The organism is Thiorhodococcus fuscus (assembly GCF_042682685.1).
Lineage (GTDB): Bacteria > Pseudomonadota > Gammaproteobacteria > Chromatiales > Chromatiaceae > Imhoffiella > Imhoffiella fuscus.
Genome location: NZ_JBHUHX010000016.1, coordinates 289438 through 303157, shown reverse-complemented (window position 1 = coordinate 303157; position 13720 = coordinate 289438). Strand labels below are relative to the sequence as shown.

General features: G+C 62.2%; 12 protein-coding genes. 6 read left to right on the top strand and 6 right to left on the bottom strand.

The window, feature by feature from the left end; all coding sequences use genetic code 11:
- The first annotated feature begins 125 nt into the window (after nt 1–125).
- On the top strand, nt 126–2111 hold the full coding sequence (locus ACFSJC_RS08860) for an NHL repeat-containing protein (RefSeq protein WP_386025800.1): 1986 nt from the start codon (nt 126–128) through the stop codon (nt 2109–2111).
- A 270-nt stretch (nt 2112–2381) separates the two neighbouring features.
- Here the strand turns inward: ACFSJC_RS08860 and ACFSJC_RS08855 are convergent, their stop codons facing one another.
- The 3 genes from ACFSJC_RS08855 to ACFSJC_RS08845 form a co-directional block, all read right to left on the bottom strand.
- Nucleotides 2382–3566, bottom strand: coding sequence for an acyltransferase family protein (locus ACFSJC_RS08855; RefSeq protein ID WP_386025798.1), 1185 nt, complete (start codon nt 3564–3566; stop codon nt 2382–2384).
- Nucleotides 3567–3958: 392 nt separating this feature from the next.
- Entirely contained in the window at nt 3959–5248 is a 1290-nt protein-coding gene (locus tag ACFSJC_RS08850; protein WP_386025796.1) for an alpha/beta hydrolase family protein, read from the bottom strand.
- Between the two features lie 101 nt (nt 5249–5349).
- Nucleotides 5350–5472, bottom strand: coding sequence for a hypothetical protein (locus tag ACFSJC_RS08845; RefSeq protein ID WP_386025794.1), 123 nt, complete (start codon nt 5470–5472; stop codon nt 5350–5352).
- 149 nt (nt 5473–5621) lie between these two features.
- Here ACFSJC_RS08845 and ACFSJC_RS08840 point away from each other — a divergent pair, with 149 nt between their 5' ends.
- Together ACFSJC_RS08840 and ACFSJC_RS08835 are read left to right on the top strand one after the other, a co-directional pair.
- Nucleotides 5622–5873, top strand: a complete 252-nt coding sequence (locus ACFSJC_RS08840; protein WP_200286229.1) for a type II toxin-antitoxin system Phd/YefM family antitoxin — start codon at nt 5622–5624, stop codon at nt 5871–5873.
- Nucleotides 5870–6124 (top strand): Txe/YoeB family addiction module toxin, encoded by a 255-nt coding sequence (locus ACFSJC_RS08835; RefSeq protein WP_386025792.1) that lies wholly within the window; start codon nt 5870–5872, stop codon nt 6122–6124. The genes ACFSJC_RS08840 and ACFSJC_RS08835 overlap by 4 nt, the downstream gene beginning before the upstream one ends.
- Before the next feature lie 303 nt (nt 6125–6427).
- Here ACFSJC_RS08835 and ACFSJC_RS08830 read toward each other — a convergent pair whose 3' ends face one another.
- The 3 genes from ACFSJC_RS08830 to cobM all read right to left on the bottom strand — a co-directional run bounded on the left by ACFSJC_RS08830 (nt 6428) and on the right by cobM (nt 9516).
- Nucleotides 6428–7270 (bottom strand): hypothetical protein, encoded by an 843-nt coding sequence (locus ACFSJC_RS08830; protein ID WP_386025790.1) that lies wholly within the window; start codon nt 7268–7270, stop codon nt 6428–6430.
- A gap of 428 nt (nt 7271–7698) precedes the next feature.
- Nucleotides 7699–8658, bottom strand: coding sequence for an adenosylcobinamide-phosphate synthase CbiB (cbiB, locus tag ACFSJC_RS08825; protein WP_386025788.1), 960 nt, complete (start codon nt 8656–8658; stop codon nt 7699–7701).
- 42 nt (nt 8659–8700) lie between these two features.
- Complete coding sequence (gene cobM / locus ACFSJC_RS08820; RefSeq protein WP_386025786.1) at nt 8701–9516, bottom strand: precorrin-4 C(11)-methyltransferase; 816 nt, start codon at nt 9514–9516, stop codon at nt 8701–8703.
- Nucleotides 9517–9719: 203 nt separating this feature from the next.
- Between cobM and tcuA the strand changes: the two genes are divergently transcribed.
- The 3 genes from tcuA to ACFSJC_RS08805 all read left to right on the top strand — a co-directional run bounded on the left by tcuA (nt 9720) and on the right by ACFSJC_RS08805 (nt 13701).
- The gene (gene tcuA / locus ACFSJC_RS08815) at nt 9720–11102 is read left to right on the top strand and encodes an FAD-dependent tricarballylate dehydrogenase TcuA (protein ID WP_386025784.1); all 1383 of its coding nucleotides are present in this window, start codon (nt 9720–9722) and stop codon (nt 11100–11102) included.
- Nucleotides 11089–12201 (top strand): tricarballylate utilization 4Fe-4S protein TcuB, encoded by a 1113-nt coding sequence (gene tcuB, locus ACFSJC_RS08810; RefSeq protein WP_386025782.1) that lies wholly within the window; start codon nt 11089–11091, stop codon nt 12199–12201. Before tcuA ends, tcuB begins: the two co-directional genes overlap by 14 nt.
- 105 nt (nt 12202–12306) lie before the next feature.
- Nucleotides 12307–13701, top strand: a complete 1395-nt coding sequence (locus tag ACFSJC_RS08805) for a DUF6513 domain-containing protein (protein WP_386025780.1) — start codon at nt 12307–12309, stop codon at nt 13699–13701.
- Nucleotides 13702–13720 lie beyond the last annotated feature (19 nt).

Here is a 13720-nt window from a genome sequence, read left to right as displayed (position 1 = left end):
AGGCAATCCGCGCGAACTCAGTGGTCAATCGACCTGACGATTCGTGGACAATCATCTTCAGATTCCATCGACCGGGTGACACCATGAATCGACACGCCGATATCCGCAGGTTTCGAGGACTTTGGATGCTTCCCGCCATCGGGCTCTATCTGTTCCTGGGATCGGCCAGGGGCGCGGAGCTGAACGGACAGCTGATGCTCGCGACGACGGATCGCCCGGATCTGATCCAGGACGTCGCCATCACGCTGTACGAGGCCACCGAGTTCGCCCCAATCGCCCTGGCGACGACGAAAACCGGAAGCGATGGCCTTTTCACCCTCGAAACTGGCCGGACGACATCGAGTAGCATCCTCTTCCTCTCCGCCGCCGTCACCGACCAGGTTCGGCTGGTGGCCCTTCTCGGCGAGACGCTTCCTCACTTTGCGACCATCAACGAGGTGACCAGCGTCGCCGCCTCCTACGCGATGGCACAGTTTTTTCGCTCGGGCCAGATCGCCGGCGACGCCTTCCGACTGCGCATCGCGGCGATGATGGGTGCGAATATCGCCAATCCGGTCACGGGAGCGGTCTCGGCGGTGCTGAGCTCACCGCCGAACGCGGATCAGACCAATTCGCTCCGACTCACGCGCTCCTTGGCCAATCTGCTCAATCTCTGCGCCGTCTCGCCGTCTTACGCCAAGGCGCTCCTGCCGCTGCTCGCCGACGAGCGGGGTCAGGTGCCGGCGGACACGACGACCGGATTGGCCAATCTCGCTCGAAACCCGGCCGTAGACCCCGACCTCATCTATCTGTTGTCCTCTCTCCGCCAGGGCTATGCCCCGGCGCTGAGCCAAGCGCCCGATCAATGGACCGTCACGGTCAAGCTGAACGACACGGGCCGAGCCGATATCCCGTTCGGAGGCGCGGCCAACGTCGACTGGGATTCCTATGGCTACGCCTGGGTCGCCAATAACGTCACACAGGGAACGCCGAACTCCACCAAGTACAACGTCGTCCTGAGGCCGGACGGCAAACCGGCGGATGGCACCGGAGGCGAACCCGTCTCGCCCTTCGACTCGGGCGGACTGCTCGGTGTGGGCTGGGGCGTGTCGGTCGACCAGAAGGATCGGGTCTGGTACGGCAATTTCGGCTGGGGCAGTCCCAAGGACCTCTATTATCCGAGTCAGACTCCCGGCAGTTCCAGCGGGGCCGGAACCGGAAGCGTCTCCACGTTCGACGCCGCCGACGGCTCCCCGCTCTCCGAGGTCGGTTACTTCGGCCCCTACCGCGTTCAGGCCATCGAACCCGATGACTGGGGGAACATCTGGATGGCAAGCTTGGGCGACACCGATGTCGACGGCGGCAGCGGGGTTTGGGTGTTTCGCGACGGCAATCCCGACGACAGCGTCTCAGCCGTCGTGGACTGGGAGGACGCGCCGTTCGGGGTCGCCCCGATCCCTGGTCAGGCGGCGGCCTGGGTCACCTTCTCCGGCGGACTCGCGGGCGAGCACCAGAGCAGCATCGCCAAGTACGCGCTCACCGACACGGGCGAACTCAAGCAGAGCTTCATTGCGCCGGTCGGCGACACCCTCAAGGTGGTGGCCACGGATTTTGCGGGTAATGCCTGGTTCGCCTCGCAGGGCACCGATTCGGTATTCGCCTACAGCCCGGACGGAGAGCAGCTCGGAGAGTTCAGCGGTGGCGGAATCGATGGTCCCTGGGGCGTTACGGTGGACGGTGAGGGCAACGTCTGGGTCGCCAACTTCGGCGACCTCGCGATCGGCAACGTCTTCGACCGGGGACGCCTGTCGAAGTTGTGCGGAGCCAATCCGGCCGCCTGCCCGCCTGGACTGGCACTCGGCGACCCGATCTCACCCGAGACGGGTTACACCCTGCCCTCCGAGGGAGCCCCGGTCCTGCTCTCCAATGGCGATCCACTCTACGGTCCTGGTGCGCCACCGAGCTTCGCCCCCATGATGCGGCAGACGAGCGTGCAGATCGATGCCGCTGGGAACGTCTGGACCATCAACAACTGGAAGCCTCGCTTCGATGTCGACATCCTGTCGAACCCCGGCGGCGACGGGATCGTCATCTTCGTCGGACTCGCCACACCCCCGCCGCGATCACACTGAGAAACGTCTCGGGTCAGGCCGCGCGATGCAACCGCAGATCGACATGGATGTCATCGAAGGGGCATAGCATCCCGCCGCGCTCAAGAGCGCCTGAACCAGCGCCCAACGCCGCTCGGTCAGCTGGCCAAAAGATGCGCGGGCGTCTCGCCCTGCGTGCCCGCACTGCGTGAAGGCTTGCAGCACTGGCCTGGCGGTCCTGATGAGACAGAGCGACAAGATCGGTCGTCCGATGACCGGGCGCTGGAGAGATCGAAGATGCAATACGCGACTTCAAGACGTGACCCCGACATCCTGACCCCGACATCCCTCGCGTCCCTTGGTCCATCGTCCGATCACGATCTCTCCCCAAGCGATTCCACGGCGCTCCACCATCCGATAGGTCAGCAGCGAGAGCGCGGTGACCGCCGAGGCGGTGATGATGAAGGATGAGCCGTAGGCCAGCGTCTTGTTCGGCAAGACCTGATAGAGCCAGTAATAGACCGGCGCCAGCGCGAAGACGATGGTCGGATGGAGCAGATAGAGCGAGTAGCTGACCTTGCCAAGACGAACCGTCTGACGATTGACCAACAGGCTCAGTGGTCTCAGCCCCAACCCCAGGACCAGCAGGCTGTAACACACGCCTTGCCAGATCAGCTGATCCCACAGCATGCCATCCAAACGCCCCGAGAGGAGCGCCGTATAGAGAAACACGAAGGCCGCGATGAGTGCCGCGCCAACCTGTCTCTGCATCTTCGGATCCAGGCGAACGAGATGGTCGAAGTAGATCCGGTAGGCGAGGACGCCGAGCATGAAGTTCGGCAGGTTGGACAACAATCCGTGATGCTCGGCCGTTGCGACCCGATCGGCCGACAGATAGCCGAGCAGCACACCGTAATGACCGATGAAGAAACCCCAGGCCTGCGCCAGCAGAACGAACACGAAAAAGAGCGTGATCCCCTGAACGAGTCCGCGAACATGGTGATGGATGAGCGGAAACATGAGGTAGAACAGCATCTCGACCCCGATCGTCCAGCTCGCCCAGACATACCCCAGCATGTGATCCGGCCAGAGATTGAAGAGCATGGACGCGTTGATCAGGATCTCGTCGGCGCCATGCACCTTGTCGTAGACGGCGATGTCGCGAAAAAAGTAGAACACCAACATCACGTAGAAGAGCGGGGCGATACGAAAGAATCGCCGCACGTAGAAGTGCAGGCTCGCATTCGGCTCGCCGCGCCGAGCGTCGAGCGAGTAAGCGAGCGCGAAGGCGCTGAGAACGAAGAAGAGGGTGACGCCGGTCCCACCGTTGGCGGTGTAGAAACGCAGCCATTCGGGGATATCGAGATTGGGCTTCGGGATGAGAGCGAGGTGATAGAGGATCACATAAAAGGCCGCGAAGCCCCGCAAGGCATCGAGGAAATCGAGTCGAACGTAAGGTTCACCATGGTCCGGCTTGGCGATCGTCGATTGATCCATTCGGTACATCACTCCCTGGCCATGACGCTCCAAGGTGCGGAGCGCCACATCGGTCTTATTTCACCGGTCTGCGGAAAGGGCCGCCAACCTGGATTCGAGTCAAGGAGCGCTCGGTCTCCGAGCGCGACAACAAGAGCCGGCGAGCCTCTGCGCGATGCCGACTTTGCGTCAATGTAACAGGACCAAGACGATTCGATGAAAGAACCGTCGCACCATCTGCACCTGGCCAGGAGATTCCGTGCTGATCCGCGCGTAATGCAGACCACAATGGTCTGCCGATGTCTTTGACCTGCTGGCGCAGCCCTTCCCAAACGATTTCGACTCAGAGGGGCCTGGTCACGAGGGAAATCCAGGGCATCAGGTTTGCGCTCAAAACGAGCCCGCCCCACGGACTATTGCAACACCCCGTCCAGCCAATCGAGAATCAGGGCCATGCCAGCGGCCATGCCCCCGACCTGGCAGTGTTGGTTGGCCTGGTGGCTGCCGAGGAATGTGAGGAACGTCTTGGGGCTCCGGAGCTTGTCGTAGAGGGCGCGGGAGTCGGCCAGAGTCAGGAAATGATCGCCGTTGGAGCCGATGACCAGGGTCGGGCACCGGATGTCCTGGACCACGTCCTTCAGGGTGAATTCCCCCCAGAACTTCATAAAATCCAGTGGAGTCGCCGCGCCGGTAGTGAACAGGCCATTCTCGATCCACCAGCGAAGGCCCACATTGTTCTTCATTTGGGCGCGAAGCTCTTGGTTGGCCTCGTCCGGGTCAGCGAGCATCTGTTTCCATGCATCAGGCGAAGGGCGCTTCGAGCCGTAGAGGTCGAACTGGCCGGGATTGGCCACGCAGGCGGCCAGACGGTGTTCGAAGGCGGCGGCACGGGGGGTCAGAAAACCTCCCATGCTGAGGCCCATGAGCGCCACCTTGCCGGAGTCGACCTCCGGGCGGCCCAGGGCGTAGTCCACCACCGGAGTGACCACGTTTTCCCAGTCATGGCGGAAGTGCAGCCCCTGCTCCAAGAGCGCGGCACCCTGTCCCGGGCCCTCGAAGATAAGCACGTTGTATCCGCGGTCCAGGGCGAAGACGGCGGTGAAGTAGAGTTCCTCGCCCGTACCGTCGAAGCCAGTCTGAAGGAGCAGCGTCTTTTTGGGCGCGGCGCTGCGGTCGGGTTGGAGGAAGTAACCGGGCAAGGTCGTATCCTCGTACGGAATGCGGATCGTCTCCACGGGCCTCGGCATGAGCGTTGCGGCCTTCCGAAAGGTCTCGCGGCTGAGGTCCGCAGTTTCTGCGATGCGGGGATCGGACGGGTTACCGTGCAGGAAAAAGGCGGCGGTACGGTAGTAGTTGCTGGCACGCAGCAGGGCCTCGCGCGCCGAAACCTTCTGTCCCTTGCCCAGCGCCCCGGTTGCGTCGGCGTGGATGCGTCGGGCGAGTCCGTTCCAGGCATTGAACCAGGAGTCGCCGTCACCCGACACAATGGTATGGGCGGTGAAGAGGCATTCGTTGATGTCCGCGCCGCCAGAGACCGCATAGCCGATGTTGCGCTGCAACTCATAATCGAAGGTGATGTCCTCGAATACGAACACGGGTCTGGCTGCAGCCGCCGGGGCCGGGCCGCCCAAGGCACAGGATTCGGTCCCAAGGGTGGCGAGGACGAGAACGGCAAGCAGGGACAGGATGGCGTTGCGGCGCATCAGCATGGACTCCTTTTCTGTTTGGTGTCAGATATCGTCAGCTGCGCGAACAATACAGCTGATCCACGCGTAATGCAGACCAACATGCTCCCCGATGTCTTTCAGAGTGTGCCCGCCGCTGGCGTAGGCTGCTGCAATGGCTTGGTCTCGATCGGAGTACAGCGGACGTACTCGGCCAGCGGCTTGGCGGGTGGGCAACGCTGAGCGAAGGGGACTTCGCTCAAGCCCCGGTCCTTCGGCACTCGATTGCTCACAAGGACCGGACGGGACGATGCCCTATGGTGACACCTGTGATGTGCGGGGCGAGCCCTTTGTTATGCGCCGACTATCAGCGTACAATTAGTTGTACAACTGCAATTAGAAGGCCAGGCCAATGAACACAATGACGTACTCCGAAGCCCGCAGCAAGTTGGCTGACACGATGGAAAAAGTATGTGATGACCATGCACCGATGATTATTACTCGGAAAAATTCCCGCTCGGTAGTAATGATTTCCCTTGATGACTACCAAGCCCTTGAAGAAACAGCTTATTTGATCCGCAGCCCCAAAAACGCACGGCGATTGCTGGAATCTATTGCCGAGCTTGAGAGTGGTGGTGGCACGGAGAGGAATCTCCTCGAATGAAGCTGATTTTTGCAGAGAACGCGTGGGACGATTACCTCTATTGGCAATGCGCCGACAAAAAGCTACTGAAACGGATCAATTTTCTCATTCAAGACATTCAGCGTTCCCCGTTTGAAGGGATTGGGAAACCGGAACCTTTGAAGCACGCGCTGTCTGGCTACTGGTCAAGGCGCGCAAACGACGAACACCGCATTGTTTACAAAGTCGAGGATCACTCCCTTTTCATCGCTCAACTTCGACATCACTACTGATTCTGTCTGCACATAAAGAATAAGAGGTAGGGTGTCAGGCGCAAGCCAAGAACCGTCCCCCACGGCCACCGCGCCTGCGGCGGCTACACGTTGAAGGTGATTCGCAAGCACTTCGGCCTTTCGACCTTGATCATCGATTAGCCCACCGTTGCTATGCCGCAGCAGCAAGCAAGTGAGGCGGCTTCTGCGTCATTGGAGCGGATCGCGTGGGAAATATGTTCGTCCCCTTTTCTCGTCGCGTCGGGAAGCTACCCCAGCCGAAGCTAACGTGGAATTAACCGGCGAGCTTTAGCGAGTCCGGGTTTAATGTTTTGTTAGATTAATATTTTTATAATCTCTCAGTAGTCTTACAGTCCATTCTTTTTCAAGCTTCTCCAAACGTGTTTTTTCAATTCCGATGGGAAAATATCTTTTCTTATATTCTGAATTTTTCAAGAAATAGGACAATCTGTATGCATGAATTGCCTTGCCAAGCCCATTTAAACGGATACATTCCGAGATTACTCTCTTTTTGTTTATGCTAGAAGTCTCTATTTTTGCATCCGCCGCACTTTTCAAATCTGATGGAGGAAGATCTTCAAGCCTGGCTGCCTCTGCCCACAGTAAATCAATTAATATTAAGCACCTACGTCTTATGCCATCATGATATATCAGCCAGTCCTGGACTTCATCCCTGACTTTTGAGTGGGCACGATCTGGCCTAGAATGCCCGTTTGGATAGAAACTATCTAGCAAAACTCTGAGAGGTTTGCTATGACGCAGTACTTCTGTGCCAAATATTGAGTAAACATCACCTACTTTTATTTGGTTTTGTAGTATTTTTAAACATATATCGCTTAAAGTAGTAAAAACTAACCTTGAGGAATCTAAAGCCCATATTGTTGGACTAGAGTTGGTAACACTCTCTTTCAATTTAGACAATCTTGCAATTTCTTCTTTGTCTATAACCTGATAGTATTCGTCTTGATCTCTACCAATAAATATAATTGTCCCCCAGTATCTTCTATATTCATTCCATCTTCTCCGATACTCTTCAAGAAGTTGAAATTGACTTTGTCTTCGTTGGGCAATTAATATTCCAATTTGCGCAATCCCAACCATAACAAGTAGAGCGGTGGCTAATGCAGTAATTGTGTTGCTATCCATATCTTTATTTTTGTAAATCTAACCATGATTATCTGAGCCATCCGGCCCGGATAACCCGATATTACCCCAGTTTTCGGACGTTTCCGCCCAGATTTTCGCGCCTCAGTCACTTGTCAAGGCACCCACGCCCTGATACCCAGATATTTCCGGCTAATCGAGGCGAACGCGCCTGATAACCCTGCCGAAAAGCACATATCAGGGCGTGCGTGACAGGATAAGTTGATATTGCCGGGATTTTCGGGCCAGAATCCGACGAATAGCCCGACCCGGCGGGCATCTCACGAGCAAGGGAGCGTAGCCATGGACATGGAGCAACCCAGGCTGATGGATGAGGTGCGGAGCACGATGCGCCGACTTCACTACTCAATCCATACGGAGCGGAGGTAGTGGTCGCGAGATAACACCACGCCGCGTAGCCTCTCCCCCACTCACATTGCGACAACCAACCCCCAAGACGCAAACACCATCCCCACACCAAGCGCAAGCGGATAGCAGATCAACATCAGCATCAGCGCGCGTCTGAGATCGTTTCCATCCAGGTCGGCCGGCCAGTCGGGGTCGCCGATATAGTCATTGGTCAGCAATTGACCGTTACGCCAGACCGGCCCCAGCAGACGTACCCGCAGCGCGCCGGCGCAGGCGGCCTCGCTCCAGCCTGAGTTGGGGCTCGGCAGTCGGTCGCGATAGAGGAAGGGTGCCTTGAGTGCGAGCCAGGGATGGCCTCGGAGTGGAATCGCGGCGATGGCGATCAGGGGGACGGACAGACGCGCCGGCAGCCAGTGCACCAGGTCGTCGCTGCGTGCGCCGGCCCAGCCGAAGCGGGCGTAGCGTGCGTTCTTGTAGCCGACCATGGAGTCCAGGGTCGAGACGGACTTGACCAGGATGAGCCCCGGCAATCCGAACAGACAGAGCGCCCAGAGCGGTGTCAGCACCCCATCGGTCAGGTTTTCCGACAGGCTCTCGATGGTGGCGCGCACCATGCCGTCGCGCTGGAGCGGCTTGGTATCCCGCCCCACCAGCATCTTCATGTGCTCGCGCACGGCGTCCAGGTCGTCGAGATCGCGCAGCACGCGCCAGCCCTGCTCGACCAGACCGCGCAGACAGAGCAGGCTATAGGCGATGTAGAGATCCCAGGCGAAGGCTAGCCCTGGATGCAGCGCCTCCAGCCCGAGATGGACGCCGAGCCAGACGGCGAAGGCGGAGCCGACGACCAGCACCCAGTGCAGCACGCCGCCCAGACGTCCATCGAGCCCGAGGGCGAACAGGGGACGCTCGAACAGGCTGCTGGCATCCCCGATCAGCCGCACCGGATGCAGACGATAGAAGGGATCGCCGAAGGCCGCGTCGAGCACGCAGGCCCCGACGATCAGCAAGAGGTGCTCGGTCACGGCCGTCGGTGTCCGTCATACGCCAAGACGCGAGCGATCATGTCAGTTGGCATCCGAAGCGGGATCCTCGGCGGCCTCGCCAGGCAGTCGCTCCGGGCGGAACCGGCGCGGGAAGGCGGCATCGTAGAGCTTCGAGGTCTGGGCGCCGATGCGACCGCGCGCACCCAGGGCGGGGCTGACCAGAATGAGCGCCTGACGGTCGATGCCCTCGGCACGACAGCGCGCGGCGATGTCCTTGAGGGTGCCGCGCAAGATACGCTCCTCGCCCGGCCAGGTCGCCTTATGCACCACCACCACCGGTGCCGTCGACGACCAGCCGGCCTCGCCGAGCTTCTCGACGACCATCTCGATCCGCTCGATCGAGAGAAAGATGCAGAGCGTACAGCCGTGGGCCGCCAGCGAGACGAAGGACTCGGTCTCCGGCATCCGGGTGCGTTCGGAAAGCCGGGTGAAGATGACGGTCTGGGTGACCTCCGGCAGGGTCAGTGATTCGCCGGCCGCAGCGGCCGAGGCCATGGCCGAGGAGACGCCGGAGACGATGCCGACCGGAATGCCGGCGGCATCGAGCGGCCGGGCCAGCTCGGCCACCACGCCGTAGAGGGTCGGGTCGCCGGTCTGCAGCCGCACCACCGTCTCGTGACGGCTCGCCCGGTCCAGCAGCCAGTCGGTAACCTGATCCAGGGACATCGACTTGGAGTCGGCGATATCGCAATCCTCAGAGGCCCATTCGAGCACCGTCTCGGCGACCAGCGAGCCCGTGTAGAGGATGGCGCCGGCCTCGGCCAGCAGACGCGAGCCGCGCACCGTGATGAGATCCGGCGCGCCCGGCCCGGCCCCTACGAACCAGACCTTACCCATGACGGCGGCTCCGGTTGGACGCCGAACGGCCGAGGCATGGAAACGGGTGCTGTTGCATACTGGATAACCCTTTCGTATCGTTGCGAACGCAAAGTTGAGCATTTTTGTAGCCAGCTTTGAGGATTGTCAAACGCCGACGACTCCCGCGTCCATTAACCCGCGCCCGCCGCCGCTCGCGGCCATCCAGCTCAGGACAGACACGCATGCATCGACCGGATGTCCTCATCATCGGCGGCGGCACGGCTGCGCTCTGCGCGGCCATCGCGGCGCGCCGGTCCGGCGCCTCGGTGCTGCTGGCCGAGGCCGCGCCCAGGACGCTGCGCGGTGGCAACACCCGTCACTCGCGCAACCTGCGTTTCATGCACGAGACCTCGACGCCGCTCTCCTCCGGGGTCTATCCCGAGCAGGACTTCCGCTCCGACCTCGATCGGGCCACCGGCGCGAGCGGCGATGCGGCCCTGGCCCAGCTCCTGGTGCGCGCATCGGCCGACGTGACCGATTGGCTGACCGAGGCCGGCGTCCATTTCCAGCCGACCGCCGGCGGCGTCCTGCCCGTTTCGCGCCGGACCGCCTTTCTGCTCGGCGGCGGCATGTCCATGCTCAACGCGCTCTATGCGACGGCCGAACGCCTCGGGGTCGAGATCCGCTATGGCTGCGCGGTCGGAGATCTGCGGATCGGCAGGCAGCGCCTGGAGCAGGTCCAGCTTCAGGAAGACGGCGCCAGCCGTTGGATCGAACCCCGCGCCAGCGTCGCTTGCTGCGGCGGCGCCCAAGCCAATCGCGACTGGCTGTGCCGTCATTGGGGCGAGGCCGCCGACGGCTTTCTCAATCGAGGCACGCCGTTCGCGACGGGAAGCGTGCTGGAGTCCCTGTTCGACCAGGGCGCACGCCGGGTCGGCGATCCCACGACGGCCTATCTGGTCGCGGTCGATGCCCGCTCGCCGGCCGACGACGGCGGCATCGTCACCCGCATTCGCTGTATGCCGTCGGGCATCGTGGTGGATCGCGATGGCCGACGCTTCCGCGACGAGGGCGGCGACACCGCCTCGACCCGCTACGCGGTCTGGGGCCAGCGACTGGCGCATTGTCCCGCTCAGATCGCCTATCTGATCCTGGACGCGCGGGCGCTACGTAGCGCACCGCCCTCGCTCTATCCGCCGATCCAAGCCGATAGCCTGGCGTCGCTCGCCGAACGACTGGAACTCCCGCCGAGCGTGCTGGCCGCGACCCTGGCCGATTACAACGCCGCGACCGAGCCGGGCAAGGAAGACCAGGACCCGGTCGGCTGGCACACCCGCGACCTGGATCCACCCAAGACGGCATACGCATTGCCGCTGACCGAGCCGCCATTCGCCGCCTATCCCATGCGCCCTGGAATCACATTCACCTACGAAGGGGTCGCGGTCGACGAATCCGCGCGCGTGCTGCGCGAAGACGGCCAAGCCATCCCCAACCTCTTCGCCGCCGGCATGATCATGGCGCCCAACATCGTCCCGCGCGGCTATGTCTCGGGTCTGGCGCTCACCATCGGGATCGTCTTCGGGCGCATCGCCGGAATGGAGGCGGCACGCCATGCGCTCCACTGAGCCCCGCGACGAGGCGCGGCGCGTCCTCGGCATCTGCGATGCCTGCGGTTACTGCAACGGCTTCTGCGATCTGTTCGAGGCGGCCAGACGCCGTCCGGCACTCGGCGACGGCGATCTAACCCATCTCGCCAATCTCTGCCACGCCTGCCGCAACTGTCTCTATGCCTGCCAGTACGCGCCGCCGCATGTCTTCGCGGTCAATGTCCCGCGCACCCTGGCCACTCTGCGTCAAGGCACCTATGTCGAGCATGCCTGGCCCAACTGGCTCGCCCTGCTGCTGGAGCACAGCCGGCTTTCGACGCTGATCGTCACGCTCGTGGCCACCGGAATCATGATCGCGCTGCTCCTGGCCTCTGCCCCGCCCGATGTCCTCTTCGACCGGCACCAGGGCGCGGGCGCCTTCTACCGCGTCCTGCCCTGGGAGACGATGGCGGCGATCGGGGCCATTCCGCTCGGCTGGTCCTGCCTGGCGATCGGCATCGGGTTGCGCCGCTACTGGCGCAGGATCCGAACGACCTCCGTCCCGCTGACGACACGCGCGCTCGCCGACGCGGTGCGCGATGTCGTCCTGCTGCGCAATCTGCGAGGCGGCGGTCCCGGCTGCAACGACCTGGACGACCGTCTCTCCCACGCACGCCGCCGACTGCACCAGACCCTCGCGGGCGGCGTCCTGCTGAGCTTCGCCGCCACGCTCGTCGCAACCCTCTACCACCATGCGCTCGCCCTGGAGGCGCCCTACCCCATCCTCAGTCTGCCCGTGATGCTCGGCACGCTTGGCGGAATCGCCATGACGCTCGGCGCGCTGGGACTTCTATGGTTGAAGTGGCGCGAAGATCCCGAACCCACCGCCCCCGAGGCGCGCCGCTCCGACTCTGCCATCCTGAGCCTGCTGCTCTGGGTCGCACTGACCGGACTCGCCCTGCTGATCTGGCGCACCAGCGCGGCAATGGGACTCCTGCTCGCCATCCACCTCGGCAGCGTCCTGGCGCTCTTCCTGCTACTGCCCTACAGCAAACTGGTGCATGCCGGATACCGGTTCCTCTCGCTCCTGATCGAGGCGATGGAACGACAACGCAAACGAGCGAAGTCGCCTGGGTGAAGCGCAGCCCAACCCAAGAGCAGCGCCAGACCACGCGGCGATGTTCTCTGGACCAAGATTTGCTCCATCATTCCACCCGCATTCATACAGGTCACCGAACATTCGATGGGCGAACACATCCTCTTTCTGACCGGCCAGCTCGCGGAGAAGCCGCTCACACGTATCCTGACCGAGATGGACCTGCCGGACCGCACCTGGTCGATACGCCAGATGGGCGTCAAGGTAGCGGCATTGATGACGGCCGAGATGATCCAGCGCCGTCTGACCGATACGGAGCACGCGGACTGGATCATGATTCCGGGCCGCTGCCGGGGGGATGTGGAGGCGCTGAGCCAGCACTTCGGAATCCCGGTCAAGCGCGGCCCGGAGGAGATGATGGACCTGCCCCGCTATTTCGGGCTGGAGGGCAAGCCGGCGGACCTGGGTCAATACGATGTGCGCATCTTCGGCGAGATCGTCGATGCGCCGCGTCTGACAGTCGACGCGATCCTCGATCGGGCCGAACGCTTCGCCGCCGACGGGGCCGATGTCATCGATCTCGGCTGCCTCCCGGACACCCCCTTCCCGCACCTGGAACAGACGGTCCAATACCTTAAGGAAGCGGGCTACCGGGTCAGCGTCGATTCCATGAGCCCGAACGATCTGCTGCTGGCCGGAAAGGCCGGCGCCGACTATCTGCTGAGCCTGAACGAGCAGACTCTCTGGGTCGCCGAGGAGGTGGATGCCGTCCCCATCCTCATCCCCCACCCACAGGACGACCTGGCCTCGCTGGAGCGCGCCATGGCGCACATGGATCGGCTCGGCAAGCCCTATATCGCCGACCCCATCCTGGACCCCATCCATTTCGGTTTCGCCGACTCCATCGTGCGCTACCACAGCCTGCGACGCGCCCACCCGGACGCAGAGATCCTCATGGGCGTCGGCAACCTGACCGAACTGACCGAGGCCGATACCGCCGGCATCAACGCCCTGCTCATGGGGCTCATCTCGGAACTGGGCATCACCAACATCCTCGCCACCCAGGTCAGCCCCCATTGCCGCACGGCGATCCGCGAGGCCGATCGGGCGCGGCGCATCATGCACTGGGCGCGACGCGAGAACAGCCTGCCCAAACAGATCGACGGCGGCCTCACCGGGCTGCACGAGCGCGATCCATTTCCCTACGGGGCCGACGAGATCCGCGAACTGGCCGGAGCGATCCGCGACCCCAATTTCCGCATCCAGGTGAGCGAAGAGGGCATCCACGTCTACAACCGAGACGGACTCCACACCCACACCGACCCCTTCGAGCTCTATCCCCATCTCGGCGTAGAGCAGGATGGCGGGCACGCCTTCTATCTGGGCGTCGAACTGGCGCGCGCCCAGATCGCACACCAGCTCGGCAAACGCTATGTGCAGGACCGCCCGCTCGATTGGGGCTGCATGGTCGAGCGCGCGCCCGAGGACATGACCCGCTACGCGGAGCCGGCCACGACGAAACGCAAGGCGCGCAAGGAATGAATCATGCTCTCATGGAGAC